Below are 25407 nucleotides of genomic sequence, written 5' to 3'. Positions count from 1 at the left end.
TCCGGCCGGTCGGCCGGGCCCCTCGCCCGTCTCGGCGCGGGGCGGGGCCCCCGGGGCGCGCGCGGCGCGCCGGCAGAGGCCCCGCCCCGCGAACCGGTCAGCGGGTGGCGGAGTGGCGGGCGGGTGGCGGGTAGACGGAGCCGTCCTGCGGGTCGAACAGCATCAGGCCGTTCTCGGCGGCGAGCCGCTCGATGTCGAGCAGCACCTGGTCCTCGCAGCTCGGGAAGAGACACATCAGGATGTGGTCGGCGGCGGCGTGCAGCGGCGCCACCTCCCAGGGGGATCCCGGCCGGGGCGGTCGGTCCGGGTAGCTGGCGGTGATCGCCCGGTAGAAGGCGACCACCCGGGGGTCGGGGTAGCTGTCCACGTGCTGCCCCTGTCGGCACCGCTGCACCGCCGCCCGCACGTCCGCGGGGGTCGCCCCTTCCGGTAGGGCCCACACGCTCAGATCGAAGCTCACGGCGCACAGCGTGCCATCCGGCCGGTCGGCCCTGTCACCGACCCCGCTGGCCCGTCCGGTCCGTGCCCGTGGCGCGGGACCGGACGGTCCACGATGGCCGGTCCGGAGCGTTCCGGCGGGGGCGCGGGCTCGTCCCCGGCGGGCGCGCGGATCGTTCCACCGTGACCCGTCCACCGTGGCCGGGCCGGCGGCTCCACCGTGGCCGGGTCGCCGACGGCCGACGGCTCCACCGTGGCCGGGTCGCCGACGGCCGACGGCGTAGACCCTTGCGGTGAGATGCGAAGGTTCGCTAGCGTACACGTGCGGTTACTGACCGAACTCACGGTGTCGACCCGTCTTCGGGTGGCGGCGTCCGGCGTCCGGCCGGTTGGTTCCGCACCCCTCGGATGCGCGAGCCACGCGCACTCGTCGCTGACCGGCCTCCACGGTTGTTGCCGAGACCGTGGGGGCCGATCGCGGTCCCCCGGAGGCCCCGCGGCGGCGGCGGGAGCGCGGCCCTCGGGTCGGTTCCCGGCGGCGGGGAGCATGGCGTCCGTCGCGTGCGCGGATCACGGCCAGCGGGCACGCGGGGTCGGCGCGGGCGCGGCGACGTGGTCAGCGCGCTCCGGCGAAGAGCGGGTGGTAGCGCGACTGGTCGGTGAACCAGGTCAGCCCGACCGGGCCGGCGGCGTAGAGGGCCGTGGCGTAGGCGTCGGCCACCGACAGGTCCGGCCCCACCACGGTGGCGGCGGCCAACTGCCGGGCCGGTTCCCCGGTGTGCGGGTCGACCACGTGGTCCCGGCGACCGGAGACCCCGGAGGTGCCGATCGCGCCGGCGGTCATCTCCAGCACCAGCGGCGTGGTCCCGCCGTCCGGGTGGTGCACCGCGATCCGCCACGGGCCCCCGTGCGGGGCGTGCCCCCGGACGACCAGGTCGGCGCCGCTGACCACCGCGTAGTCGTGCACCCCGGCGGCGCGCAGCCGGGCGGCGGCCCGCTCCACCGCCCACCCGTTGAGCAGGCCGCCCGGGTCGAAACCGCCGGGCACCGCCCAGGCGTCGAACCAGCCGTCGGTGGCTGCCCGCATGGCGGCGCAGCGGTTCACCAGGTCGGCCAGGGGCGCGTACGAGTCGGCGCCGATCTCTCCCCGGCGCAGCCGGGAGACCAGACTCTCCGGCCGGGCGGGGCCGTAGGTGAGGTCGAGGGCGCGCAGCTCCGCGACGGCATCGGCCAGGGCCTCGCCCACGCCCCGCCGGCCCAGCCAGTCCGGGGCGTTCAGGACCAGGGTGTACTCGGCGCCGCTGGTGCGCACGGTGTGGGTGACGGTGAGCCGGTCGCTGGCGACCGCGCCCCACCGGTCGAGGAGCTGACGCGCGCCGAGCCGCAGGTCGGGACGCCGGCTGACGTGGGCGGGCTGGTCCACCCACCGGGTCCGGGCCCGGGTCCGGTCCTCGATCCGCATGTCAATGCTCCCTCCGGAGGGTGCCGCCGCCGTCGCCGACCACCCGCCACGGGCCCCGTGACCCGCTCGTCGTCCACCCTATGGGGCGGAGTTGACCGCACCATGAATCTCACCTGGAAAGGAGCTGTGCATCCCTCTTTCCCACATCTTGAGCATGCTGTACCGGGACCCGGGACGGCGACGTACCGTACTGGTTCAACGTGAGCGTGAGGAGTGCGACGTGGCGCGGATCGCGGTGGTGGCCGGCGACGGGATCGGACCCGAGGTGGTCGCGCAGGCCCGTAAGGTCATCGACGCTGTCGTCCCCGGCGTGCAGGCCACGGAGTACGACCTCGGCGCGGCCCGTTACCACCGCACCGGCGAGGTGCTGCCCGACTCGGTGCTGACCGAGCTGGCCGGGCACGACGCCATCCTGCTCGGCGCGGTCGGCGACCCGACCGTCCCGCCGGGCGTGCTGGAGCGCGGCCTGCTGCTCAAGCTGCGGTTCGCCTTCGACCAGTACGTCAACCTCCGCCCGTCGCGGCTCTGGCCGGGCACCACCGGCCCGCTGGCCACCGTCAAGCCCGGCGAGGTCGACCTGGTGGTCGTCCGGGAGGGCACCGAGGGGCTGTACGCGGGCGCGGGCGGCTCGCTGCACCGCGACACCCCCGCCGAGATCGCCACCGAGGAGAGCCTGAACACCCGGCACGGGGTGGAGCGGGTGATCCGGGACGCCTTCGCCCGCGCCGCCCGGCGTGAGCGGCGCAAGGTGACCCTGGTGCACAAGACCAACGTGCTCACCCACGCCGGCTCGCTGTGGGCCCGGGCGTTCGAGGCGGTCGCCGCCGAGCACCCCGACGTGACCACCGAGTACCAGCACGTCGACGCCGCCGCGATGTTCCTGGTCACCCAGCCCCAGCGGTACGACGTGGTGGTCACCGACAACCTCTTCGGCGACATCCTGACCGACATCGCCGCCGCCGTCACCGGCGGGATCGGGCTGGCCGCCAGCGGCTCCATCAACCCCGACGGGCGCTACCCGTCGATGTTCGAGCCGGTGCACGGCTCCGCGCCGGACATCGCCGGCAAGGGGGTCGCCGACCCGGTGGCCGCCGTCCTCTCCGCCGCCCTGCTGCTGGAGCAGCTCGGCCACGCCGACGCCGCCGTACGGGTCACCGAGGCCGTCGCCACCGAGCTGGCCAACCGCGCTCCGGGCGTACCGCTGCGCACCGAGGAGGTAGGCGACCGGCTCGCCGGGCACGCTTCCTCCTGAGCCCGGTCGGCCGGTCCGGCCGACCGCATGTCACGTCCCGCGCCGGTGTCACGGTCGGTAGTTTCGGGGCGCCCGTCGGTCTTTCCGCTGAACGACCGTTCGGGGTAAGTTTCACGACACCAGTCCGTCGGCGTGCGTTTCGGTATGCCGTCTTTCCGCAGGGAGGTCAGCGCGATGAGCGGTGGTGACAAGCTCGAATTCGAGATCCGTCGGAACCCCGCGCCGGTAGCCGCCGCCGACCGGGCCGCCCTGCTGGCCGATCCCGGGTTCGGCCGGGTGTTCACCGACCACATGGTCACGATCCGCTACGCCGACGGCAAGGGCTGGTACGACGCCCGGGTCGAGGCGCGCGCGCCGATCCCGATGGACCCGGCCAGCGCGGTGCTGCACTACGCGCAGGAGATCTTCGAGGGGCTCAAGGCGTACCGGACGGCCGACGGCGGGGTGACGCTGTTCCGGCCGGACGCCAACGCCGCCCGGTTCGTCGCCTCGGCGCGACGGCTGGCCATGCCGCCGCTGCCGCCGGAGGTGTTCCTCGACTCGCTGCACAAGCTGATCGAGATCGACCAGGAGTGGGTTCCCTCCGGTGTGGACGGCAGTCTCTACCTGCGGCCGTTCATGTTCGCCAGTGAGGTCTTCCTCGGTGTCCGGCCGGCGATGGAGTACCTCTACGTCCTGATCGCCTCGCCGGTCGGGTCGTACTTCAGCAGTGGGGTGCAGCCGGTCCGGGTCTGGGTCTCCCCGGACTACACCCGGGCCGCGCCCGGCGGCACCGGCGCGGCCAAGTGCGGCGGCAACTACGCGGCCTCGCTGGTCGCCCAGGCCGAGGCGATCGAGCACGGCTGTGACCAGGTGGTCTTCCTGGACGCCGTGGAGCGGCGCTTCGTCGACGAGTTGGGCGGCATGAACGTCTTCTTCGTCTACGACGACGACACCCTGGTCACCCCGCCGTTGACCGGCACCATCCTGCCCGGAATCACCCGTGAGTCGGTGCTGACCCTGGCCGGCGCGGCCGGGCTGACCGTGGTCGAGCGGCCGGTCAGCTTCGCCGACTGGCAGGCCGACGCGGAATCCGGGCGGCTGCGTGAGGTCTTCGCCTGCGGCACCGCCGCCGTGATCACGCCGATCGGGCACGTCCGGTTCCCCGACAGGGAGTTCGCCGTCGGGGCCGGTCAGTCGGGTCGGGTCACGATGGGCCTGCGTCAGCAACTGGTCGACCTGCAACGCGGGGTGGCCGCCGACCCGCACGGCTGGGTGCGCCGGGTGCTCTGATCCCCAGGGGTCTGCCGCGTCGACCCGCCCGGCGGCGCACGCGCCGCGTCGACCCGCCCGGCAGCACGCGCCGCGTCGACCCGCCCGGCGACCGGACCGGGCAGGTCGGCGGGCCGGTCGGGTCGCCGCGGCTGGACAGCCCAGCGCACGCCGGGCCGGTGGCTCAGGCGAGCAGGTGGGCGCGGAGAGCCGCCAACTGACCGTCGGTCACCCCGGCGTGCCGGAGGTAGCCCTCCACCGAGCCGTGCCGCTCCCGCAGCCGGTCGAGGAAGAGCGCCATCGTCTCGGCCGGTGACTCCAGGAACGGCCGGGGCAGCTCCGCCGCGTGCGGCACGGTGCTGGCCAGCCAGGCGACGAACCGGGCGGACGCCTCGGCGCTCAGCGCGTAGTCGGCGGTGACGTCGGCGTCGTCGACGCCGAGCGCCGCGAGGGTCAACGCGCAGACGATGCCGGTGCGGTCCTTGCCGGCCACGCAGTGCACCACCACCGGGGCGTTGTCGGCGTCGGCGATCAGCCCGACCGCCGCGCCGATGCCCGCCGCGCCGGTCTCGGCCAGCTCGGCGTACCGGTCGGCGAGGTAGTCGACCAGGCTGGTCTCCGGGTCGTACGGCTGCTCGGTCCAGTCCCGGTGCTCCGGGTGGATGTGCCGGTAGACGAGCCCGTCGTACGTGGGCACCCGGCCGTCCCGGGTCACCTCGGTGGGGCGGCGCAGGTCGATCACCGTCCGGACGCCGAGGGCGGCGAACGCCTCCCGGTCGGCGCCGTCGACGCGGTGCAGGGAGTCGGAGCGGTAGAGGCGTCCCCACCGTACGGCGCGGCCGTCGTGCCCCCGGTAGCCGCCGACGTCCCGGAAGTTGAACAGGGCGGAGAAAGCGATTCGTCGATTCGTCTCGATGGCGTCCACGTGGACACGGTAACGGCCGGTGAGGCGGAACCTCACCGGCCGTCACGTCGGTTTCCGGCTACCGGGCGGTGCCCGGCGGCACCGGGGCGTACGTGTCGTCGTAGTAGCCGCCGAGCCGTTCCCGGAAGGCCGGGTCACGGTCGGTCTCGTCGAACTCGGGGGCGGCCTTGATCTGGTCCCGGCTCCGGTCGACGTGCACCTGCTGGGCCTCGTGGTCGACGTGGCTGACGGTGCCGGCGGGCAGCATCACCTTCCGGCCGAAGATCCACGGGCCGGTGTCCACCACCAGGTAGCTGGCGTTCACCTCGTGGCTGGCCTCGTCGATCTGGCCGATCGAGCCGTCGGTCGCCTCGACCTTGTAGCCGACCAGGTCGGCGCCGGCGACGCCGGCCTCGTCGCGGTAGCTCCACGGGTCGAAGACGCCGGCGGGCGCGTTGCCCACGAAGGCGCCCTGACCGTCGTCGGTCACGGGTTCGGGCGAGGCGTGCGCCGCCCGAGGATCGAGCTCCATCCCGACCACCCTCCTGCCTGGTCCTGCTGTTGTCTCCGGCCGGACCGCTCCGGCCGCTCCGGTCCGGGTGGATCCGGTCCGGGGAAGTCGTACCCTCCCGGGGCCGGCGCACACCTGGCCCGTACCCCCTGCCCCTGACCAGCGGATCCGCCCGATCGTGCCGGCACTGTCGTCCCGGTATGTGGATTGTGCCTCCCAGATCCGGGGGGCGAGTGGCAAAGTACGGATCGTGACCAGCACCGTCCTGATCATTGGCACCTAGCGCGCCGGCAGCCCCTCCGCCGAGCGCGCAGACCTCCCGCAGCCGCGGGGGGTCTTTTTGTTGGTTCCCGAAAGGTCCCACCACCATGACGTACCAGGTATACGACACGACGTTGCGCGACGGTGCCCAACGCGAGGGCATCAGCTACTCGGTGGTCGACAAGCTCGCGGTGGCCCGGCTGCTCGACGAGTTCGGCGTCGGCTTCATCGAGGGCGGCTGGCCCGGCGCGGTGCCCAAGGACACCGAGTTCTTCCGTCGCGCCCGCGCCGAGCTCGACCTGCGTCACGCGGTGCTCGTCGCGTTCGGCGCCACCCGCCGGGCCGGGGTCGCGGTCACCGACGACCCCCAGGTCCGCGCCCTGCTCGACGCCGAGACCCCGGCGATCGCGCTGGTCGCCAAGGCGGACCTGCGGCACGTCGAGCGGGCGCTGCGCACCACGTCGGCCGAGAACCTCGCCATGATCCACGACACCGTGTCGCACCTGGTCGCGCAGGGACGCCGGGTCTTCGTCGACGGGGAGCACTTCTTCGACGGCTACCGCGCCGACCCGGCGTACGGGGCGGCGGTGGTGGAGACCGCGCTCGCCGCGGGCGCCGAGCGGATGGTGCTCTGCGACACCAACGGCGGCATGCTCCCGTCGCAGGTCACCGCCGCGATCGACGACCTCACCGGCCGGATCGGCGTCGGCCCGGAACGGCTCGGCATCCACTGCCAGAACGACACCGCCTGCGCGGTCGCCAACACCATCGCCGCCGTCGAGGCCGGGGTCCGGCACTTCCAGGGCACCGCCAACGGGTACGGCGAACGGCCCGGCAACGCCGACCTCTTCGCCATCGTGGCGAACCTCCAGCTCAAACTGGGCATCCCCGTCCTGCCGGAGGGCTGCCTGGAGCAGATGGTGCGGGTGTCGCACGCCATCGCCGAGATCGCCAACATCGCCCCCGACACCCACCAGGCGTACGTCGGGGCCGCCGCCTTCGCCCACAAGGCCGGGCTGCACGCGAGCGCGATCAAGGTGGATCCGCTGCTCTACAACCACGTCGACCCGACGGTGGTGGGCAACGACATGCGGATCCTGGTCACCGAGATGGCCGGTCGGGCCAGCATCGAGCTGAAGAGCCGCGAGCTGGGACTGGACCTGGCCGGCCAGCCGGAGACGCTGTCCCGGGTCACCCGCCGGGTCAAGGAGCTGGAGGCCGGCGGCTGGTCGTTCGAGGCCGCCGACGCCTCGTTCGAGCTGCTGGTCCGCGCCGAGATGGCGGGCAACGCGCCGACCAAGCCGTTCGCGCTGGAGTCGTACCGGGTGCTGGTCGAGCACCGCGAGGACGGCGCGGTGGTCTCCGAGGCGACCGTCAAGATCCGGGTACGGGGTGAGCGGGTGATCGCCACCGCCGAGGGCAACGGCCCGGTCAACGCCCTCGACGAGGCGCTGCGGGTCGGTCTGGCCCGGCACTACCCGGAGCTGCGCGAGTTCGAGCTGGCCGACTACAAGGTGCGGATCCTGGAGGGCAGCCACGGCACCGGCGCGGTGACCCGGGTGCTCGTCGAGACCGCCGGGACGGGCCGGGACTGGACCACGGTCGGCGTGCACCCCAACGTCGTCGAGGCGAGCTGGCACGCCCTGGTCGACGCCCTCACCTACGGCCTGGCGCGCGCCCACGTGTGACGGGACGTCCGGAGGGGGCCCGCCCCACCGTGCGGTCCCTTCCCCACCCTCGGCTCAGGCCCGGGGGAGGCGCAGGTCGGCGAGGACGGGGCGGTGGTCGCTGCCGGGCAGCCGGTGCGCCGTCACCGCCCGGACCGCGATCCGGCGGTCCACCAGCACGTGGTCGATGGTGACCGGCGGGATCAGGTCGCCGTCGTACGGGCCCCAGGTGCCGACCAGCCCGGCCCCGACCGCGTCCGCGGCGTCGACGTACCCGGTCGCCAGCAGGTCCCGCAGCAGGGCGTGGTCCAGGGTGGCGTTGAAGTCCCCGGCGAGGATGCCCGGCCGTCCGTCGGGGGTCGCCGGGGGCTGCGCCGCGAGGTCGGTCCGCCAGTCGGGGACCACCGACGGGTGGTGCGGGGCCGCCGGGTGCGCCGACTCGATCCGCACCGGCGGCGCCCCGGGACGGTCAGCGTCCCGTACGCCTGGGTGAAGGCGAAGCCGGCGTTGCGGCGGATCCCGACCTCGGTCAGCGGGAAGCGGGCGTAGAGCCCGGAGCCGGTGGTGCCGATCTCCGGGTTGAGCTGCCGGTGGGGCAGCAGCGCGGCCAGCCCGAGCCGGTCCAGCTCGGCCCCGGCGTCGGGGGTGAACTCCTGCACCGCCAGCACGTCGACCCGTTCGACGCGAACCAACCGGACCAGCGTCGCGGCGTCCCCCGCGCCGGCCAGCAGGTTCGCGGTGAGCACCCGCAGCGCCGGCCCGTCGGCGGCCGGTCGGTCGTCGGGCAGCGCCCGGGGCGCGACGACGCCGACCAGGGCCGTCACGGTCAGGGCCGCGACCACCGCCGGCCACCAGCGTCGCAGGGCGAGCGCCAGCGCCAGCGGCAGCAGGCCACCCACCGCCACGTACGGCGTGAACGCCACCGCCAGCACCAACGCGCCACGTTCCACGCCGGTCAGCCGGACGACGGCCCACGCCGCCGCTGGGGCGACGGCGAGCCAGCAGAGCAGGGTCCCGGTGGCGCTCCGGGTCACCGGTCGGTCCTCGTCGCGTACGGTCACCGGCGTCACGCTAGCGTCCCGTGCCGCCGCCTCGGCAGCCTGCGCCCCGACGGCCTTCCGTCCGGTTGGGGGGCGCCCGGCGACGGCGTGTTACGCGAGTATTTCCCGAAAACGAATCGGATCAATAAAGCTGCTGTTCGGCGCATGATCAAGCATTGACTGGAAGCTTTTTGTGGTGCTAGGTTCCAGAGTGGTTGGGGCCGCAACTCTCTGTAGTTTTACCTGCCCAGAGTGGGTGTAAAGCTGTCCACAAACGCATTGGTCGGGTCGTCTGTTCGCCTGCTGGTCGGCCAGCATGATTCGGCAAGAATCCGACTCGCTAATTGCGGGCCGGCCCTGCTCGCCTCGCTCAACGCAAGGGAGACCTGTCATGGCCAAACTGTTTTCACGTAAGGCGCTCACGGTGACGTTCGCCGTACTGGGGCTCACCCTGGCCGGCGGAGGGATCGCCGCCGCCCAACCCGACGCCGGCTCGGCGCCCGCCGCCGACCGGGTCGGCCAGGCGGTCGGGCAGCCGCAGATCTCGCCGGAGGACGCCCGCGCCGCGCGGCAGGCGATGAGAGCCGGCCCGTCGGCGAACGCCGTCCCCGGCTCCGTCTCCTTCGCCGTGGTCAACGCCAACGGCACCCTCGCCCGGGGCTGGGACGCGGTGTCGGTGACCAAGTACGGCGCCGGCCAGTACCAGGTCGTCTTCAACCACGACGTGAGCCGTTCCGGGTACGTGGCGACGATCGGCATCGCGGTCGACTGCTGCATCCCGCCGTCCGGCGAGATCGGGGTGGCGCCCCGGCTCGCCACCCCGAACGGGGTCTTCGTGCAGACCCGCAACTCCGCCGGCAGCCCCGCCGACCGGGGCTTCCACCTGGTCGTGGCCGACCCGGTGGTGACCGCTCCGCCCCTGGCCCCGCCGACCAGCCCCGGCAATCCGCAGGGCTGACCCCACCCCCGGGCCGGCCTTCCGCGCACCACGGAGGCCGGCCCGGGCCCCACGCCGGTCGGCGCTGCGTCGGGGCGGGCGGTCCGTGCCGGAGCGTCCCGTCCGGGTCGGCCGGCGCCCGATGTCCGACGTTTGCCGTCCGGCGGCCGGGGAAGCAAGCACCGTGACGGACATCTCGGACACCCTGGCCGGCCCCGCCGGTCCCGCCGCTGCCGGCGTCGAGTTGGAACAGACCCTCTTCGAGGTCAGACGCGTGATCGTCGGGCAGGACCGGCTCGTCGAACGCCTCCTCACCGCGCTCCTCGCCGACGGGCACTGTCTGCTCGAAGGCGTGCCCGGGGTGGCCAAGACACTTGCCGCGCAGACCCTCGCCACCGTGGTCGGAGGCAGCTTCTCCCGGATCCAGTTCACCCCCGACCTGGTGCCCTCCGACATCGTCGGCACCCGCATCTACCGGGCCTCCCGGGAGAGCTTCGACATCGAGCTCGGGCCGATCATGGCCAACCTGGTCCTCGCCGACGAGATCAACCGGGCCCCGGCCAAGGTGCAGTCGGCCCTGCTGGAGGCGATGGCCGAACGGCAGGTGTCGATCGGCGGGCGCAGCTTCGCCGTACCCGAGCCGTTCCTGGTGCTCGCCACCCAGAACCCGGTCGAATCCGAGGGCGTCTACCAACTGCCCGAGGCGCAACGGGACCGGTTCCTCATGAAGGTGCTCGTCGACTACCCCGGCGACGCCGACGAACTCGCCATCCTCTACCGGATGAGCAGCGACCGGCCCCGCCCCCGCCGGGTGCTCGACCCCCAGCGGCTGCGCGCCCTCCAGGCCCGGGCCGGCAACGTCTTCGTGCACCACGCCGTCGCCGAGTACGTCGTCCGCCTCATCCTCGCCACCCGCGACCCCGCCCGGTTCGGCCTGCCCGGCCTCGCGCCACTGCTCGCGTACGGGGCGAGCCCCCGGGCCACCCTCGGGCTGGTCGCCGCGGCCCGGGCCCAGGCCCTGCTGCGCGGCCGGGACCACGTCCTGCCGCAGGACGTCCGCGACCTGGCGGTCGACGTGCTCGCCCACCGCCTGGTGCTCACCTTCGACGCCATCGCCGACGGGGTGTCCGCCGAGGCGCTGGTCCACCAGATCGTCGCGGTGGTGGCGCCACCCCGGATCGCGCCGGACCGCCGCCCGCTCACGCCCGACCTGGCGGCGGCGTGAGCGGGCGCCGGCCGGCCGGGACCGTCCGTCGCCCACCCGCCGACCCGGCTGCCGCGCCCGGGCTGGCCGACCTGGCGCCCGAGCGGAAGCTGCGCCGGCTGGAGCTGACCGTGACCCGGCGACTGGACGGCCTGCTGCACGGCCAGCACCGGGGCCTGCTGCCGGGATCGGGCAGCGAGATCGCCGGCAGCCGGGAGTACCGGCCCGGCGAGGACGAGGTCCGCCGGATGGACTGGGCGGTCACCGCGCGCACCGCCGTCGCCCACGTACGCGAGGTCGACGCCGACCGGGAACTCACCACCTGGCTGCTGGTGGACGCCAGCCCGAGCATGGAGTTCGGCACCGGTGACCTGGACAAGCGGGAGCTGGCCGTCGCGGCGGTCGCGGCGGTCGGCTTCCTCACCGCCGGGACCGGCAACCGGCTCGGCGCGCAGGTACTCACCGCCACCGGCCTGTGGCGCTTCCCCGCCCGCAGCGGTCGCCGTCACCTGCTGAACCTGCTGCGTACGCTGCTCGCCGCCCCCCGCGCCGCCGACCCGACCCGCCCCGCGCCACCCCGCGCCGGCCCGCCGGCCGGTGACGGCCCTGGTCCGCCTCCCGGCGGCGGCTCCGTCCCGCCGCCGGGCCCCGGCCGCGTCCCGCCGGCCGGCGTCGCGGAGCCGGTGGACCTGGCCGGGGCGCTGGCCGCGCTGCGCCGCCTCACCGCCCGACGGGGCGTGGTCGTGGTGGTCTCCGACTTCCTCGACGCCCTGCCCGACAACCCCCGGGCCGAGCCGCCGTGGGCCCGCGAGCTGCGCCGGCTCGCCGTCCGCCACCAGGTGCTCGCGGTCGAGGTGACCGACCCACGGGAGTGGGAGCTGCCCGACGTCGGGCTGGTCACGCTCGTCGACCCGGAGACCGGCCGACGCCGTGAGGTGTGGACCGGCGACCCGGCCCTGCGCGAGGCGTACGCCCGGGCGGCGGCCGACCAACGCGACCAGGTACGGCGTCTGCTGCGTCGCTGCGGCGTGGCGCACCTGGCCCTGCGCACCGACCGGGACTGGACCGCCGACATCGTCCGGCACGTGCACGCCCAGCGCCGGTCGGCGCTCGCGCCGTCCCGGGGCGCCCCCGGCGGGCTCGCGCCGTCGGTGGGCGCCCCCGGCGACGGCCGGGGAGGTGGCGCGTGACCTGGCAGTCCCCGTTCCGCCTCTGGCTGCTGCTCGGCGTGCTCGCCCTGGTCGTCGCGTACGCGCTGGCGCAGCGCCGGCCCAGCCGGCACGCCGTACGCTTCACGAACCTGCGGCTGCTCGACCGGGTCGCGCCGCGCCGGCCGACCTGGCGGCGGCACCTGCCGGCGGGGTTGTTCCTGGCCATGCTGGCGCTGCTGGTGGTCGGGTTCGCCCGACCCACCGCCGAGGTGCGGGTGCCGCGCGAGCGGGCCACCGTGATGGTGGCGGTGGACGTCTCCACCTCGATGCTCGCCACCGACGTCGACCCGGACCGGTTGACCGCCGCGAAGCAGGCCGCCCGCCGGTTCGTCGACGGCCTGCCCGAGGAGTTCAACGTCGGGCTGGTCGCCTTCGCCGGCAGCGCCGCCGTGCTGGTGCCGCCGGGCACCGACCGGGAGGCCCTGCACGACGGGATCGACCGGCTCGCCGAGGGGGTCACCGGGGTCCAGGGCACCGCGATCGGGGAGGCGATCAACACCTCGCTGGGCGCGGTCAGAGCCCTGGACGACCAGGCCGCCACGGAGCCCCCGCCGGCCCGCGTCATCCTGCTGTCCGACGGGGCGAACACCTCCGGCAGGGACCCGATCGAGGCGGCCGGTGACGCGGTGTCGGCGAAGGTGCCGGTGCACACCATCTCGTTCGGCACCCCGGCGGGGTTCGTGGACCGGGGCGGCCGGCCGATCCAGGTGCCGGTCGACGGCCAGACCCTGCGGGCGGTCGCCGAGGAGACCGGGGGTGGTTTCCACGAGGCCACCAGCAGCGAGGAGCTGCGTGCCGTCTACGAGGACATCGGCACCTCGGTCGGCTACCGGAACGTACGGCAGGACGTCTCGGCCCGGTTCATCGGTCTCGGACTGGTTTTCGCCCTGGGCGCGGCGGCCGGCTCGCTGCGCTGGTTCTCCCGCCTGCCCTGACGGACCCAGCCGGCAGGAGCGGACGTGACGTGAAGGAGTGGACGGATGGTGGTGCGGACCGGACTCGGTGAGCCACGGGGACCGTGGTTCGTCTCACCTGGACCAGTGCCGGACGGCGGATGGCCGCGCGGCCGGCCGTCCGGGGACGGGCCGCAGCGCCCCCGGGGCGGGTGGCCCGGTCGGACGCTCGCCGCGGCGGCGGCGGTGGTGGCGCTCTCCACCGCCTCGGGCGCGGTGGCCGGCGGCTGGGTGGCCGGTCTGGACGATCCGGTGGGACCGCCGGCGGCCTCGGCCGCGCCGGTGCCGGCCGAGCTGGTCACCGCCGCCGAGCGCACCGTGCCGGGGGTGGTCTCGGTGCTGGTCGGCGCCGGTCGGGGTCGCAGCGCCACCGGTTCGGGTTTCGCCGTGGACGACCAGCAGCACATCATCACCAACGACCACATCCTGGCCCGTGGCACCGGCGGGGCGGTCACCGTGGAGCTGCCGGACGGCCGTCGGTTGCCGGCCGAGGTGGTGGGCCGGGAACCCCGCAGCGATCTGGCGGTGCTGCGGGTGCCGCCGTCGGCCGGGCTGGCCCCGCTGCCGCTGGCCAGACCGGGCGCCACCCGGGTCGGCGAGCCGGTGCTGGCGGTGGGCTCGCCGCTCGGCCTGCCCGGCACGGTGACCGCCGGCATCGTCAGCGCGCTGGACCGGCAGGTCCGGCTCGGCGACAACCGGCACACGGCGGTGCAGACCGACGCCTCGATCAACCCGGGCAACTCCGGCGGCCCGCTGGTCAACGCCCGGGGCGAGGTGGTCGGCGTGAACACCGCGATCGCCACCATCGACGGCAACGGATCGATCGGCATCGGCTTCGCCATCCCCATCGAGCAGGTCCAGCAGACCGCCGACACCATCATCGGCCGGGGTGGTTGAGCAGACCGGTCGGCCGCCCCGGCCGACGGCCGGTTAGCCTCGGCGCATGGACGACGGACTGCGGGTGACCGACCGGCTCTTCGTCCCCGAGGCGGAGCTGCGGGAACGGTTCTCCCGGTCCTCCGGGCCGGGTGGGCAGGGCGTCAACACCGCCGACTCGCGGGTCGAGCTGAGCTTCGACCTGGCCGCCTCGCCGAGCCTGCCGTCGCACCTGCGGGACCGGGCGCTGGAGCGGCTGGCCGGCCGGCTGGTCGACGGGGTGCTCACCGTCGCCGCCAGCGAGCACCGGGCGCAGCTCGCCAACCGGGAGGCGGCCCGGGAACGGATGGCCGCGCTGCTGCGCGAGGCGGTCGCCGCGCCGCCGCCGCCCCGCCGACCGACCCGGCCGTCCCGGGCGGCCAAGCAGCGCCGACTGGACGACAAGAAACGTCGGTCGCAGGTCAAACGCAACCGCCGGGCGGACGACGACTGACAATCGCCCATCCCGCCGCACAGGGCTCTCGTGACCCGGCGTCGCCAGCCCACACACACCACTCCGCTCCCTTTGCTCTGCACCCCCGGACGCACCAACACCCGCAGGTGACTGGCGCATACCTGGGTGCAGAGCAAAGGGAGCGGAAGGATGGGGGGCGTTGCGGTGGTTCTTCACCGTGGGTGACCGGGCTGGGTGGGGTCGGGAGGGCGGGCGTCCTGCGACAGTGGCGCCGGGGGGCGTTGAGCGGGGCAGGGCTTTCTGGTGGAATGGCTCCGGGAGCACACGGGCCGTCCTCGACCGCATCGCATCACGTCACGTGACAGGAGCCCCGTCACCATGCGCCGAAGGCTGTTCCGTCCCACCCGGCTGACCGCGCCCGTCGCCGCCGTCGCCGTCCCCCTGGCCCTGCTGGTCGGTGTCGTCACCACTGCGCCCGCCGCCCCGGCGGCCGACCGACCCGCCGCCGCCACCCCGACCACCCCGAGCGTCCCGTTGACCCCGCCCCCCACGTCGCCGCCACCGGACGAGACGCACTGCTACGCCTTCCACCAGACCGTCGGGCGGTGGCCGGGCGGCTTCCAGGGCCGGGTGACCGTCCGGAACGTCGGCCTCGCCCCCAGCCGGAGCTGGACGGTCACCTTCACGCTGCCCGACGGCCACCGCGTCCGTCATGCCTGGCACACCCGACTGACCCAGTCCGGCACGACGGTCACCGCCGCGAACACGGATCACAACGGCGCGCTGTTCCACGGGGAGGAGGCCGTCTTCGGATTCCTGGCCACCGCCACCAGCGCCCCGACCGAACCCACCCTCACCTGCACGGCGGACTGAGCCGTCCGGGCCCGGCCCGTCCGCCCGGCGGGCCGGGCCCGCCCCGGTCAGTCGAGGGCGGCCAACAGGCGGGCGCGCAGCACGGCGGCCCGCCCGGCGAAACCCCGTTGGGCGGCGGCGTACTCGGCCCGGCCCTCCGGCGTCTCCACCCGCACCGGTGGATGGCCGAGCGCCGCCAGGTCGTACGGGGACGCCCGCATGTCCAGGGTCCGGATCTCCCGGGCCAGCGCGAAGCAGTCCGCGACCAGCTCCGAGGCGACCAGCGGGGAGAGCTTGTACGCCCACTTGTAGAGATCCATGTTGGCGTGTAGACAGCCCGGCTGCTCCAGGGCGTGCTGGCTGTCCCGGGTCGGGCGGAGCACGTTCAACGGCCGCGCCGGGGCGGTGAAGAAGCGGTACGCGTCGAAGTGACTGCACCGTACGCCCCGCTCCTCCACCACCTCGGCGGTCCGGTCCGGGCTCAGCCGCAGCGGCCACGCGTCGTGGCGTATCTCGTCCTGGGTCTGCCGGTAGACCATCGCCCACTCGTGCATGCCGAAGCAGCCGAGGTGCGCCGGTCGGGCGGCGGTGGCCGCCAGCAGGCCCCGGATCCAGGTGACCGACTCGGCGCGCCGGGCGCGTACCCGGCCGGTGTCGAGGGTGACCCCGGTGGCGGTGGCGCGGTAGTCGGGGCCGAACTCGGCCGGCTCCGCGTCGCGCAACGTCACCCCGGCCCCCGGATGCCACCGGCGTAACTGCGCCGGCCGGTGCGAGTAGTAGGTGAAGAGGAAGTCCTCCACCGGGTGCCGCTCCCCGGCCTGTCGCCGGGCCAGGTGCGGGGCCAGCCAGGCGTCGACCCGGTCCTGGTGGGCCTGCCGCCGGGCCCGCCACCGCGGCGCGTCGAGCACGGCAGCGCCGCCGGGCACGGCAGCGCCGCCGGGCACGGCAGCGCCGCCGGGCACGGCAGCGCCGCCGGGCACGGGGGATCGGCCGGGCGCGGGTGGTCCGACGGCGGTCACGGCCCCCAGGGTACGACCGCCGTCCGTGCCCCGGTCAGGGCACGTCCACCCGTACCCCGGCGGAGAAGACCCCGCTGCGCAGCTCCAGCTGTCGGGGCGCGTGGGCGTCCTGGATGGTGAAGACCAGCGGCAGCACCATCCGCTGCCCGGCCCCCACCGGCTCGGCGAAGACGTCCCGTCCCTGGTTGACGCCCCGGGTGGCCACCTCGTCGGCGTTGACCCAGCCGCCGTCCGGCAGGTACGCCCGTTGCAACTCGCCGTGCCAGACCTGTTGCTCCGGCGTGAGGTTGCGCACCCCGACCGCGGCCTGGCAGCGTCGTCGCTGGGCCGGGCCGGCACAGGCGACCCGGTAGACGGTGAACTCGAACGCCGCCTCCCGCAGCGGCGTGCCGACCGTCCCGGTGGCCCCCTGCCCGGTCCACGCGCCGCTGGTCGGCCGCTGTCCGGTGTCGACGGCGGCGACCCGGGACGTGGCCGTCCAGGCAGCCGCGCCCACCACTCCGGTCAGCACCGCCGCGGACGTGCCGACCACCAGCCAGACCGGCGGCGTGCGCCGTCGGTACGCCGGCGGCGGTACCGCCGGTCGCGGGTAGAGGGTGCCCCGGGCGGTCGGCGTGGCGGTAGGCCCGCCGTTCCGGCCGGTCCGCCGACGTAGCGCCCACCAGCCCGTCCCGGCGAACAGCAGCGCCCCGAGCGCGCCCAGCCCGGTGGTGGGTCGTCGCCACAGCGGCGTCGGCTCGGGTTCGTCGCCGCGGCTCGCCGTCCGCCGCCAGGTGGCCGTCCCGCAGTCGTACGGGCGGTCGCCGCCGGTGGAGAAGGCGCAGGCCGGCGCGGTCAGCGGCTGGTCGGTGGGACCGGCGGCCAGCGCGGTGTTCAGGGTCGTGCTGCTGTGCGCGGGCAGCCGGAGCCGCCAGGTGATCTCGGGTGGATCGGCGCGGTCGGCCCGGCCGCCGGCGGTGATCGTGGTGGCCGACGAGCCCGGCGGCAGCTCCTGCCGGACGGTGGTGTCGACCGGGCCGCCGCCGTCGTTGCGCACCTCGATCCGGTAGGCCGGGGTCGGGGTGTCCGCCGGCGTGACGCTGACCCGGACCCGCGCCGGCCGGGTGGTCCCGGGGTCCGCCTGCGCCTGCGGCGGCGGTCCGGGCGTCACCAGCGCCGGCAGCGCGGTGAGCGCGCCCAGGCAGTGGACGAGCACCGCCAGTTTCCGGTGGGGTCGTGTCGATGCAGACATCCGTTCGCACCTCCCGCGGCCGACGCTAGGCGCGTCGCCGTCCCGGGTGGGTGGCAACCGGCGAAGCCGACCCCCGTGACCAGCGGCGTGGGTAGGATGCCGGCCCCGTGGCGACGGCTGCCCGCCGGGCCGGCGGGCTAGATTGGCGGGGTGCGTATCGCTCGTTTCGCTCATGCCAAGGGAATGTCGTTCGGTGCCGTCGAGGGGGAGCCGGGGGTGGGGCCGCAGGGGCTCACCGTCGCCGAGATCGACGGACATCCGTTCGGGCAGCTCCAGTTCAGTGGCGCCCGGTGGGCGCTGTCGGACGTCCGGCTGCTCTCGCCGATCCTGCCCAGCAAGGTGGTCTGCGTGGGCCGCAACTACGCCGACCACGCCGCCGAGCACGGCAGCGAGGTGCCGAAGGAGCCGCTGCTGTTCCTCAAACCCTCCACCAGCGTGATCGGTCCCCGGGACGCGATCCGGTTGCCGCTCTTCTCCCGTCAGGTGGAGCACGAGGCCGAGCTGGCGGTGGTGATCGGGCCACCCGGGGCGCGCCGGGCCGACCGGGCCGCCGCCGAGCGGGCCATCTTCGGCTACACCTGCGCCAACGACGTGACCGCCCGGGACCTGCAACGCGCCGACGGCCAGTGGACCCGGGCCAAGGGCTTCGACTCGTTCTGCCCGATCGGGCCGTGGATCACCACCGGGCTGGACGTCGGTGACCTGGAGGTCCGCTGCGAGGTGGGACGGGACCCGGAGGAGATGGAGGTCCGTCAGCTCGGCCGGACCAAGGACATGGTCTTCGACGTGCCGTCACTGGTGTCGTACATCTCGCACGTCATGACGTTGCTGCCGGGGGACGTGGTGCTGACCGGCACGCCGGCCGGGGTTAGCCCGCTCACGGACGGGGATACCGTCACCGTGCGTGTCGAGGGGATCGGGGAGTTGACCAATCCGGTGGTGGCCGCCTGAATCCGCTCCCGGGGGACGAAGTCGCAGCTCAGGGGCGGTTTCGGTAACCCGATTTGGCCTGCCGGCACCGGTGGAGTAAAGTTTCTCCCCGGTGCCGCAAGGTGCCGATCCGGTGCCGCGAGGCACCAATGGGGTATGGGGTAATTGGCAGCCCGACTGATTCTGGTTCAGTTAGTCTAGGTTCGAGTCCTGGTACCCCAGCGCAGTCGAGGCGCGTGAGCGTCTCGGTCGCTGGTTCTGAAGGAGTTCGGTCTCCGCCGCCAAGCGGAGGCACCCAAACGATCTCTGATAGAGTCCAGCGTCGTCACCCGACAAGGGTGACGACGCACACGAAGTTCTGGCCCCGTCGTCTAGCGGCCCAGGACGCCGCCCTCTCAAGGCGGTAGCGCCGGTTCGAATCCGGTCGGGGCTACAGCGTCACCGGTCCGTCCCGTCTCAGCGGGGCGGGCTGTTTCGTTCCGCCGGGTCTGCCGGCCCCCACCCGGTCCACGCCGGGGTCGGGGGACGTGGTTAGACTACGGCGGCGCCGCCTCCCAGGGGCGGTGAAGCAGGAAAAGTCTTGGCCCCGTCGTCTAGCGGCCCAGGACGCCGCCCTCTCAAGGCGGTAGCGCCGGTTCGAATCCGGTCGGGGCTACCAGTTGCCGGGTGGCCCGGCTCGTCTCGACGAGCCGGGCCACCCGGCTTTTCCGGTGTCCGTCCCCCGTCGTCACAGGCCGGAGAGGCGCTGGCCGGCCCGGACGACGGCCATGGCGTGGCGTTCGCCGGGGCGGCGACCCAGGCGCTCGATGGGGCCGGAGATGCTGATCGCGGCGATGACCCGGCCGGTGCGGTCCCGGATCGGGGCGGAGACGCTTGCCACACCCGCCTCCCGTTCGGCGACGCTCTGCGCCCAGCCGCGCCGACGGACCTCGGCGAGGGTGCGGCCGGTGAACTTCGAGCGGGGCAGCAGCGGCATCACCGCCTCCGGCGGCTCCCAGGCCAGCAGGATCTGCGCCGCCGAGCCGGCGGTCATCGGCAGCACCGAACCGACCGGCACGGTGTCCCGCAGGCCGCTGGCCCGCTCGGCGGCGGCCACGCAGACCCGCTCGTCGGCCCGGCGCAGGTAGAGCTGGGCGCTCTCCCCGGTGGCGTCGCGCAGGGCGGCCAGCAGCGGCTCCGCCGCGGTCAGCAGCACGTCCGGGGCCGCGTTGGCCAGCTCACCGAGGCGCGGGCCGGGACGCCACCGTCCCTGGGTGTCCCGGACCAGCATCCGGTGGATCTCCAGCGCCTGCGCCAACCGGTGGGCGGTCGCCCTCGGCAGCTTGGTGCGATCAACGAGTTCGGCCAGGCTGGCGCCGTCGACACAGGCGGCCAGGATGACCACCGCCTTGTCGAGAACGCCGACACCGCTCATACTGTGTCCCACAAGCCGAAACTTACCTCCCAGAATTTAGGATGTCCAGATGGTGGGAGTCACTCCGAAGCCAAGGACCTTGGCCGAGAAGGTCTGGGACGCGCACGTCGTGCGATCCGCCGCGGGTGAACCGGATCTGCTCTACATCGACCTGCACCTGCTGCACGAGGTCACCAGCCCGCAGGCCTTCGACGGTCTCCGGCTGGCCGGCCGTCCGGTCCGCCGTACCGACCTGACGATCGCGACCGAGGACCACAACACCCCCACCGGGTACGCGGACCCGGCCTTCCGCGAGCGACGCGGCGACCTGCTCACCATCGCCGACCCGACCTCGCGTACCCAGATCGAGACGTTGCGCCGCAACTGCGCCGAGTTCGGCGTACGGCTGCACCCGCTGGGGGACGAGAACCAGGGCATCGTGCACGTCATCGGGCCGCAGCTCGGCCTCACCCAGCCCGGCATGACGATCGTCTGTGGCGATTCGCACACCGCCACGCACGGCGCGTTCGGCGCGCTGGCCTTCGGCATCGGCACCAGCGAGGTCGAGCACGTGCTGGCCACCCAGACCCTGCCGCAGGCCCGGCCGAGGACGATGGCGGTGAACGTGACCGGTCAGCTCGGACCGGGGGTGACCGCCAAGGACCTGGTGCTGGCGCTGATCGCCCAGGTCGGCACCGGCGGCGGTCGCGGGCACGTGGTGGAGTACCGGGGCGAGGCGATCCGGGCCCTGTCCATGGAGGGCCGGATGACCATCGCCAACATGTCCATCGAGTGGGGCGCCAAGGCCGGCATGATCGCGCCGGACGAGACCACCTTCGCGTACCTCAAGGGACGGCCGAACGCGCCGCAGGGGGACGCCTGGGACGCCGCCGTGGCCTACTGGCGGAGCCTGCCCACCGACGACGGCGCGGTCTTCGACTCCGAGGTGACCCTGGACGCCACGCAGGTCACCCCGTTCGTCACCTGGGGCACCAACCCGGGGCAGGGCGCGCCGCTGGGCGCGGCGGTGCCGGACCCGGAGGAGTTCGCCGGCGAGGCCGAGCGGACCGCCGCCCGACGGGCCCTGGAGTACATGGACCTGCGGCCCGGCACCGCGCTGCGTGACCTCGCCGTGGACGTGGTCTTCGTCGGCTCGTGCACCAACGGCCGGCTGGAGGACCTGCGCGCGGCGGCGGACGTGCTGCGTGGCCGCCGCGTCGCCGAGGGCGTGCGGATGCTTGTCGTGCCCGGCTCCGCCGCGGTGCGCCTGGCCGCCGAGGCCGAGGGGTTGGACAAGATCTTCATCGACTCCGGGGCGGAGTGGCGGTTCGCCGGCTGTTCCATGTGTCTGGGCATGAACCCGGACACCCTCTCGCCGGGGCAGCGTTCCGCCTCCACCTCCAACCGCAACTTCGAGGGCCGGCAGGGCCGGGGCGGGCGTACCCATCTGGTGTCGCCCCCGGTCGCCGCCGCCACCGCCGTGGTCGGCAAGCTGGCCGCGCCGGCCGATCTCTGAAGGGACGACCCGAGACGATGGACAGGTTCACCACGCACACCGGCACCGCCGTGCCGCTGCGCCGTTCCAATGTGGACACGGATCAGATCATCCCCGCCGTGTACCTCAAGCGGGTGACCCGGACCGGTTTCGCCGACGGGCTCTTCAGCGCGTGGCGGGAGGACCCGGGATTCGTGCTCAACGATTCCTCGTATTCCGGGGCGTCGATTCTCGTCGCCGGTCCCGAGTTCGGCACGGGGTCGTCGCGCGAGCACGCCGTGTGGGCGCTGCGGGACTGGGGCTTCCGCGCGGTGATCTCACCGCGCTTCGGTGACATCTTCCGCGGCAACGCGTTGAAGGAGGGCCTCCTCCCGGTCGAGCTGGAATTGAAGACCGTCGAGGAGATCTGGGATCGCCTGGAGGCCGACCCGACGACGGCGGTCACCGTCGACCTCGCCGAGCGGCTGGTCCGGGTCGGCGCGGACACCTGGCCCTTCCCGCTTGACGACTTCAGCCGCTGGCGGTTGATGGAGGGCTTGGACGACATTGGACTGACCCTCCGGCACGAGGCCGACATCACCGCGTACGAGGCCCGCCGGTCACCCTTCCTTCCGGTGCTGGCATAGCCCGTTCGGCCGTCCACGGCTTGAGTTCTCGCCCCCGCCGGGTCCCCGGCGGGGGCGAATCCGTTACGACACAAGGGCTTTTTTCCGCCGAATGTTTGTGTCCGGGCAGCGGAGGGCATACCGTGCGCGCAGAATGGCTCGCGTCGAGTCAGTTGCACAATTGGGAGGAAGTCGTGAACAAGGCCGAGCTCATCGAGGCGCTCGCCGCTCGCCTGGGAGACCGGAAGGCGGCGACTGCGGCGCTCGACGCGGTCCTCGCTGAGGTCCAGGCGGCGGTCGCGAAGGGCGAGAAGGTGTCCATCACCGGCTTCGGAGCGTTCGAGAAGCGCGTACGCGCCGCCCGAACAGCCCGGAACCCGCGTACCGGAGAGGCGGTGAAGGTCAAGAAGACGTCCGTGCCGACCTTCCGGCCGGGCGCGGGCTTCAAGGAGATGGTGGCCAGCGGCAAGCCGCCGAAGGCCACGACCGCCGCGAAGAAGACCACCAGCGCCGCCAAGACGACGGCGGCGGCCAAGACGACCGGCACGAAGGCCACCGGCAGCAAGGCCACCGGCAGCAAGGCGACCGGCGCGAAGGCGACCGGCACGAAGGCTGCTGGTACGAAGGCCGCTGGTACGAAGGCGACCGGCGCCCGCAAGACCACGGCCGCCGCGAAGGCCACCTCGGCGACGGCCACCAAGGCCGCGACGAAGGCCGCTGGTACGAAGGCGACCGGCAGCAAGGCCACCGGGGCGAAGGCGACCGGTACGAAGGCCGCCGGAGCGAAGGCCGCTCCGGCCAAGAAGAGCGCGGCGACCAAGACCGCCGCCAAGAAGACGACCGCGGCGAAGAAGTCCGGCGCAACGGCGGCCAAGTCGACCACGGCGAAGGCCACCACGGCGAAGAAGTCGCCGGCCCGGAAGGCGCCGGCGAAGAAGGCCGCCACCCGCTGACCGGTCGTACCCGCAGGGGCGTCCACCGTCGAGGTGGGCGCCCCTCGTCGTGCCGGACCCTCCCTGTCCGGCTCAGCGGAGAAGATCGGGCGGGAGCACGCCGCCGGGGGTGAACGCCAGCAGCCAGCCGCCGCCCTTGGCGGTGGTGAAGTCACCGGACCGACCGGTCAGCCGTTCCAGCGCGAACGGGATCACCTTGCCCTGGCTGCACGCCACCACCGGGGCGCCCGCGGCGGCCAGCTCGGTCAGCCGGGCCGCCGCGGCCAGCGCCCGCTCCTGCCGTTGCTGGCCCGGCTCCGGCTCGTCCAGGTCACGGTCCACCTCGATCGGCAGGTCCAGCAGGTCCGCCAACGGGTCGAGGGTCTGTACGCAGCGGCGGGGCGAGGCGGAGAACAGCCGGGCCGGCCGGAGCACGGCCAGCAGGTCGGCGAGCGTACGGGCCTGCGCCCGGCCGGTCCCGTCGAGCGGGCGGGCGGTGTCCGGCCCCGACCAGGTGGCCCGGGCGCCGGCGTGCGCGTGCCGGACCAGGGCCACCGTGCCGGTCACCGGCGGCAGGGCCGCGAACGTGCGCAGCACCTCGGCGTCGTGCGGGTACGAGACGAGGTCCGCCGCCGCCTCGACCGGCAGCCAGCGCACGTCGTCGACCTCGGTGCCCGCCTCGAAGCCGCCCTGACCCACCGCCCGCATCGACCAGAAGTCCACCACCTTCGGCTGCCCGGCGCTGCGGTACGACACGCTGGGCAGCCGTACCTGCGGCACCCCCCGCACGTCGCTCTCCTCGGCGACCTCGCGGACCGCGGCGAGCAGCGGATGCTCGCCCGGCTCCACCTTGCCCTTCGGCAGCGACCAGTCCCCGTAGCGGGGCCGGTGCACCAGGCAGACCTCGACCCCGCCGCCCGGCGCCGGCCGCCAGGCCACCCCGCCGGCGGCCCGGATCACGTTCACCGCAACCAGCCCTTCCGGAGCCGGGCCACCTGCCGCCAGCGACCCGGGAACCCGGCCCGGGCCCGGCGCACCGCCGCGCGTTCCCGTTCGGCCAGTCGGCCGGCGGTGACCGCCAGCGCCGGATCGTCCGGATGGGCCAGGGCGAGCTCGGTCCAGACCTCGGCGGCCACCGCCGCGTCCTGGTGCGCGCCGAGCAACGCCTGCGTCTCCTTCATCGCCAGCACCAGCTTCGCCGCGCCGCCGCCGGCGACCGGGGCGACGGCCTCCAACGCGTACCGGGCCCGCTTGCCCTCCTTGCGGATCTCGTGCCAGGTCTCGTCGGGGCCGATCGGGTCGAGGGCGTCCACCCCGTCGTGCCGCTTCGTGCCGGACGTCAACCGCCGCCACGGCTTGGCGACCAGCCGGCGCAGCGTCTTCTTCGCCGGCCGGTCGGCCCGCCCGGTGAGCCGGGGCGCGCGGGTCGCCGCCACCAGCGACTCGACCAGGGCGAGGTAGCGGGGCGAGCGCAACGCCTCGTCCACGGCGGTCCGGGCCCGCTCGTGGCGGGCGACGAGCGCGGCGTCCAACCGGTCCACCGCGTCCGGGTCGAGCGCGCTGACCGGGTCGGCGGCGGCCGTGGACCGCAGCCGCCCGCGCAGCACCTCCACGTCGCGGACCGCGCCCAGCACCCCGCCCAGCCAGGCCAGCTCGGCGCGCAGCGGACGCGCCCAGTCGGGGTCGACAAGCGGACCGAACGTCCGCAGGTCGCTGCGCAGCCGTCGGGCGCCGACCCGCATCCGACGGACGGCGTCCACGTCGCCGGCCTCGTCGCCGAGCCGGACCAGCGGATCGTGCCGCAGCACGCGACGGACTCCACGCCGGACCGCCTCGGTGACGACGTCACCGGCGGTCGGCCGGTCCGGCAGGCCGACCGGGTCGACCCGGTCCGGGGCGCGTCCGGCGGCCGGGCCGAGCGCCCGGACGTGCTTCGGGACGAACGTCCCGCGTCGCGCGCCCGCCGCGCGCAGGATGTCCTCCACCCGGTCGAGCACCGTGTCGTCGCCGCCCGCGAGGCGTTCCACCTCCAGCTCCCGGAACGTGCCCCCGGCGGCCCCGCTCGACCCGTCCCGGTCGGCGCCGGGCAGGACGTCGGTGGTCACCTCGTCGTCGACCACCTCGGCGAGCGGGGCGCCGTCGCCGTCGAGCAGCTCACGCCGTCGCCGGACGGTCCGCACCCGGGCGACCGGACGCAACGGCTCGCCCCGGTGGTACGCGGTGACCAGCGCGACCAGCTCCGCCGGAGCGGTCGCGGCCCGACCCGGACGGGAGATCTCGTGCCGGGCGCCGGGGACGCCGGTCGGCAACTTCACCGTCCAGGGCCGCTTCTCGCCCTTGCGGTGACGCAGCGACACCCCGGCCCGGGCCAGCCGCAGATCGGCGGTGTCGAAGTAGGTGGCGACCAGGGTGACCGACCGCCGGGTCCGCGTCCGCCCGCCGTCGGGCAGGGCGGCGGACAGGTCCGGCAGACGGAAACCGTCCGGCACCGCGTACTTGCGCTCCTCCTCGATCATCGTCACACCCTAT

General features: G+C 74.4%; 23 protein-coding genes, 3 tRNA genes and 1 pseudogene. 17 read left to right on the top strand and 10 right to left on the bottom strand.

The genetic code is table 11. The annotated features are described in order from the left end of the window. Positions 1 to 97 precede the first annotated feature (97 nt). Both O7606_RS11975 and O7606_RS11970 read right to left on the bottom strand, forming a co-directional pair. The gene (locus O7606_RS11975; RefSeq protein ID WP_281599143.1) at positions 98 to 460 is read right to left on the bottom strand and encodes a hypothetical protein; all 363 of its coding nucleotides are present in this window, start codon (positions 458 to 460) and stop codon (positions 98 to 100) included. A 594-nt stretch (positions 461 to 1054) separates the two neighbouring features. Next, positions 1055 to 1900 carry an FAD:protein FMN transferase gene (locus tag O7606_RS11970; RefSeq protein WP_281599142.1) on the bottom strand — a complete coding sequence of 282 codons (846 nt, stop codon included), beginning with the start codon at positions 1898 to 1900 and terminating at the stop codon, positions 1055 to 1057. A gap of 220 nt (positions 1901 to 2120) precedes the next feature. Here O7606_RS11970 and O7606_RS11965 point away from each other — a divergent pair, with 220 nt between their 5' ends. Both O7606_RS11965 and O7606_RS11960 read left to right on the top strand, forming a co-directional pair. Further along, positions 2121 to 3152 carry a 3-isopropylmalate dehydrogenase gene (locus O7606_RS11965; protein WP_281599141.1) on the top strand — a complete coding sequence of 344 codons (1032 nt, stop codon included), beginning with the start codon at positions 2121 to 2123 and terminating at the stop codon, positions 3150 to 3152. A gap of 174 nt (positions 3153 to 3326) precedes the next feature. Beyond that, entirely contained in the window at positions 3327 to 4424 is a 1098-nt protein-coding gene (locus tag O7606_RS11960) for a branched-chain amino acid aminotransferase (RefSeq protein WP_281599140.1), read from the top strand. 163 nt (positions 4425 to 4587) lie between these two features. On the opposite strand, the gene O7606_RS11955 is transcribed toward O7606_RS11960, so the two are convergent. Both O7606_RS11955 and O7606_RS11950 read right to left on the bottom strand, forming a co-directional pair. Then, a complete protein-coding gene (locus O7606_RS11955; RefSeq protein WP_281599139.1) occupies positions 4588 to 5328 on the bottom strand; it encodes a tyrosine-protein phosphatase in 741 nt (246 codons plus the stop codon). A 58-nt stretch (positions 5329 to 5386) separates the two neighbouring features. Continuing rightward, positions 5387 to 5839, bottom strand: coding sequence for a PRC-barrel domain containing protein (locus tag O7606_RS11950; protein ID WP_281599138.1), 453 nt, complete (start codon positions 5837 to 5839; stop codon positions 5387 to 5389). 347 nt (positions 5840 to 6186) lie between these two features. Between O7606_RS11950 and cimA the strand changes: the two genes are divergently transcribed. Continuing rightward, positions 6187 to 7767 (top strand): citramalate synthase, encoded by a 1581-nt coding sequence (gene cimA, locus O7606_RS11945; RefSeq protein ID WP_281599136.1) that lies wholly within the window; start codon positions 6187 to 6189, stop codon positions 7765 to 7767. Positions 7768 to 7821: 54 nt separating this feature from the next. On the opposite strand, the pseudogene O7606_RS11940 reads toward cimA, so the two are convergent. Continuing rightward, positions 7822 to 8492, bottom strand: a pseudogene (locus O7606_RS11940) (endonuclease/exonuclease/phosphatase family protein). A 685-nt stretch (positions 8493 to 9177) separates the two neighbouring features. Between O7606_RS11940 and O7606_RS11935 the strand changes: the two are divergent. The 7 genes from O7606_RS11935 (at position 9178) to O7606_RS11905 (ending at position 15294) form a co-directional block, all read left to right on the top strand. Then, positions 9178 to 9744: a hypothetical protein gene (locus O7606_RS11935; protein WP_281599135.1), complete on the top strand. Its 567-nt coding sequence runs from the start codon at positions 9178 to 9180 to the stop codon at positions 9742 to 9744. A gap of 163 nt (positions 9745 to 9907) precedes the next feature. Continuing rightward, a complete protein-coding gene (locus O7606_RS11930) occupies positions 9908 to 10948 on the top strand; it encodes an AAA family ATPase (RefSeq protein ID WP_281599134.1) in 1041 nt (346 codons plus the stop codon). Further along, entirely contained in the window at positions 10945 to 12117 is a 1173-nt protein-coding gene (locus O7606_RS11925) for a DUF58 domain-containing protein (protein WP_281599133.1), read from the top strand. The genes O7606_RS11930 and O7606_RS11925 overlap by 4 nt, the downstream gene beginning before the upstream one ends. Further along, the gene (locus O7606_RS11920; RefSeq protein WP_281599132.1) at positions 12114 to 13073 is read left to right on the top strand and encodes a VWA domain-containing protein; all 960 of its coding nucleotides are present in this window, start codon (positions 12114 to 12116) and stop codon (positions 13071 to 13073) included. The genes O7606_RS11925 and O7606_RS11920 overlap by 4 nt, the downstream gene beginning before the upstream one ends. A 45-nt stretch (positions 13074 to 13118) precedes the next feature. Then, the gene (locus tag O7606_RS11915) at positions 13119 to 13988 is read left to right on the top strand and encodes a trypsin-like peptidase domain-containing protein (RefSeq protein ID WP_281599131.1); all 870 of its coding nucleotides are present in this window, start codon (positions 13119 to 13121) and stop codon (positions 13986 to 13988) included. A 46-nt stretch (positions 13989 to 14034) separates the two neighbouring features. Next, positions 14035 to 14460, top strand: coding sequence for an alternative ribosome rescue aminoacyl-tRNA hydrolase ArfB (arfB, locus tag O7606_RS11910; RefSeq protein ID WP_281599129.1), 426 nt, complete (start codon positions 14035 to 14037; stop codon positions 14458 to 14460). Between the two features lie 339 nt (positions 14461 to 14799). Then, positions 14800 to 15294, top strand: coding sequence for a cellulose binding domain-containing protein (locus O7606_RS11905; RefSeq protein WP_281599127.1), 495 nt, complete (start codon positions 14800 to 14802; stop codon positions 15292 to 15294). 47 nt (positions 15295 to 15341) lie between these two features. Here the strand turns inward: O7606_RS11905 and O7606_RS11900 are convergent, their stop codons facing one another. Together O7606_RS11900 and O7606_RS11895 are read right to left on the bottom strand one after the other, a co-directional pair. Further along, complete coding sequence (locus tag O7606_RS11900; protein WP_281599630.1) at positions 15342 to 16181, bottom strand: 3-methyladenine DNA glycosylase; 840 nt, start codon at positions 16179 to 16181, stop codon at positions 15342 to 15344. Positions 16182 to 16326: 145 nt separating this feature from the next. Beyond that, complete coding sequence (locus tag O7606_RS11895) at positions 16327 to 17523, bottom strand: hypothetical protein (RefSeq protein ID WP_281599126.1); 1197 nt, start codon at positions 17521 to 17523, stop codon at positions 16327 to 16329. 150 nt (positions 17524 to 17673) lie between these two features. Between O7606_RS11895 and O7606_RS11890 the strand changes: the two genes are divergently transcribed. The 4 genes from O7606_RS11890 to O7606_RS11875 all read left to right on the top strand — a co-directional run bounded on the left by O7606_RS11890 (position 17674) and on the right by O7606_RS11875 (position 19111). Continuing rightward, positions 17674 to 18474: a fumarylacetoacetate hydrolase family protein gene (locus O7606_RS11890; protein WP_281599125.1), complete on the top strand. Its 801-nt coding sequence runs from the start codon at positions 17674 to 17676 to the stop codon at positions 18472 to 18474. 129 nt (positions 18475 to 18603) lie between these two features. After that, positions 18604 to 18675, top strand: a tRNA-Gln gene (locus tag O7606_RS11885). 138 nt (positions 18676 to 18813) lie between these two features. Next, positions 18814 to 18886 (top strand) — tRNA-Glu (locus O7606_RS11880). Between the two features lie 149 nt (positions 18887 to 19035). Then, positions 19036 to 19111 (top strand) — tRNA-Glu (locus tag O7606_RS11875). Positions 19112 to 19180: 69 nt separating this feature from the next. Here the strand turns inward: O7606_RS11875 and O7606_RS11870 are convergent. Further along, positions 19181 to 19867, bottom strand: a complete 687-nt coding sequence (locus tag O7606_RS11870; RefSeq protein WP_091458257.1) for an IclR family transcriptional regulator — start codon at positions 19865 to 19867, stop codon at positions 19181 to 19183. A 49-nt stretch (positions 19868 to 19916) separates the two neighbouring features. Here O7606_RS11870 and leuC point away from each other — a divergent pair, with 49 nt between their 5' ends. From leuC to O7606_RS11855, 3 genes are all read left to right on the top strand, one after another. Then, positions 19917 to 21362: a 3-isopropylmalate dehydratase large subunit gene (gene leuC, locus O7606_RS11865; protein WP_281599122.1), complete on the top strand. Its 1446-nt coding sequence runs from the start codon at positions 19917 to 19919 to the stop codon at positions 21360 to 21362. A 17-nt stretch (positions 21363 to 21379) separates the two neighbouring features. Then, positions 21380 to 21967 carry a 3-isopropylmalate dehydratase small subunit gene (gene leuD / locus O7606_RS11860; RefSeq protein WP_281599121.1) on the top strand — a complete coding sequence of 196 codons (588 nt, stop codon included), beginning with the start codon at positions 21380 to 21382 and terminating at the stop codon, positions 21965 to 21967. Positions 21968 to 22140: 173 nt separating this feature from the next. Continuing rightward, entirely contained in the window at positions 22141 to 22899 is a 759-nt protein-coding gene (locus O7606_RS11855; RefSeq protein WP_348651165.1) for an HU family DNA-binding protein, read from the top strand. Positions 22900 to 22971: 72 nt separating this feature from the next. Here the strand turns inward: O7606_RS11855 and O7606_RS11850 are convergent, their stop codons facing one another. Together O7606_RS11850 and O7606_RS11845 are read right to left on the bottom strand one after the other, a co-directional pair. Then, on the bottom strand, positions 22972 to 23853 hold the full coding sequence (locus O7606_RS11850) for an NUDIX hydrolase (protein WP_281599628.1): 882 nt from the start codon (positions 23851 to 23853) through the stop codon (positions 22972 to 22974). Next, positions 23841 to 25394 (bottom strand): CYTH and CHAD domain-containing protein, encoded by a 1554-nt coding sequence (locus tag O7606_RS11845; RefSeq protein ID WP_281599119.1) that lies wholly within the window; start codon positions 25392 to 25394, stop codon positions 23841 to 23843. The genes O7606_RS11850 and O7606_RS11845 overlap by 13 nt, the downstream gene beginning before the upstream one ends. Between the last annotated feature and the right edge of the window lie 13 nt (positions 25395 to 25407).

Origin of the sequence: Micromonospora sp. WMMD882 (genome assembly GCF_027497255.1) — a bacterium.
In the GTDB taxonomy this organism is placed as follows: Bacteria; Actinomycetota; Actinomycetes; order Mycobacteriales; family Micromonosporaceae; genus Micromonospora.
The sequence above is the reverse complement of the archived record's forward strand: the minus strand, read 5'-3'. Positions and strand labels throughout refer to the sequence as shown.

Excerpts from the sequence above, each read along its gene's own strand:
- O7606_RS11870 (WP_091458257.1), bottom strand. The coding sequence starts at position 19,867 with ATGAGCGGTGTCGGCGTTCTCGACAAGGCGGTGGTCATCCTGGCCGCC.
- O7606_RS11845 (WP_281599119.1), bottom strand. The coding sequence starts at position 25,394 with ATGATCGAGGAGGAGCGCAAGTACGCGGTGCCGGACGGTTTCCGTCTG.
- O7606_RS11935 (WP_281599135.1), top strand. The coding sequence starts at position 9,178 with ATGGCCAAACTGTTTTCACGTAAGGCGCTCACGGTGACGTTCGCCGTA.
- O7606_RS11915 (WP_281599131.1), top strand. The coding sequence starts at position 13,119 with ATGGTGGTGCGGACCGGACTCGGTGAGCCACGGGGACCGTGGTTCGTC.
- O7606_RS11895 (WP_281599126.1), bottom strand. The coding sequence starts at position 17,523 with ATGTCTGCATCGACACGACCCCACCGGAAACTGGCGGTGCTCGTCCAC.
- O7606_RS11905 (WP_281599127.1), top strand. The coding sequence starts at position 14,800 with ATGCGCCGAAGGCTGTTCCGTCCCACCCGGCTGACCGCGCCCGTCGCC.
- arfB (WP_281599129.1), top strand. The coding sequence starts at position 14,035 with ATGGACGACGGACTGCGGGTGACCGACCGGCTCTTCGTCCCCGAGGCG.
- O7606_RS11960 (WP_281599140.1), top strand. The coding sequence starts at position 3,327 with ATGAGCGGTGGTGACAAGCTCGAATTCGAGATCCGTCGGAACCCCGCG.
- O7606_RS11970 (WP_281599142.1), bottom strand. The coding sequence starts at position 1,900 with ATGCGGATCGAGGACCGGACCCGGGCCCGGACCCGGTGGGTGGACCAG.
- O7606_RS11950 (WP_281599138.1), bottom strand. The coding sequence starts at position 5,839 with ATGGAGCTCGATCCTCGGGCGGCGCACGCCTCGCCCGAACCCGTGACC.
- leuC (WP_281599122.1), top strand. The coding sequence starts at position 19,917 with ATGGTGGGAGTCACTCCGAAGCCAAGGACCTTGGCCGAGAAGGTCTGG.
- leuD (WP_281599121.1), top strand. The coding sequence starts at position 21,380 with ATGGACAGGTTCACCACGCACACCGGCACCGCCGTGCCGCTGCGCCGT.
- cimA (WP_281599136.1), top strand. The coding sequence starts at position 6,187 with ATGACGTACCAGGTATACGACACGACGTTGCGCGACGGTGCCCAACGC.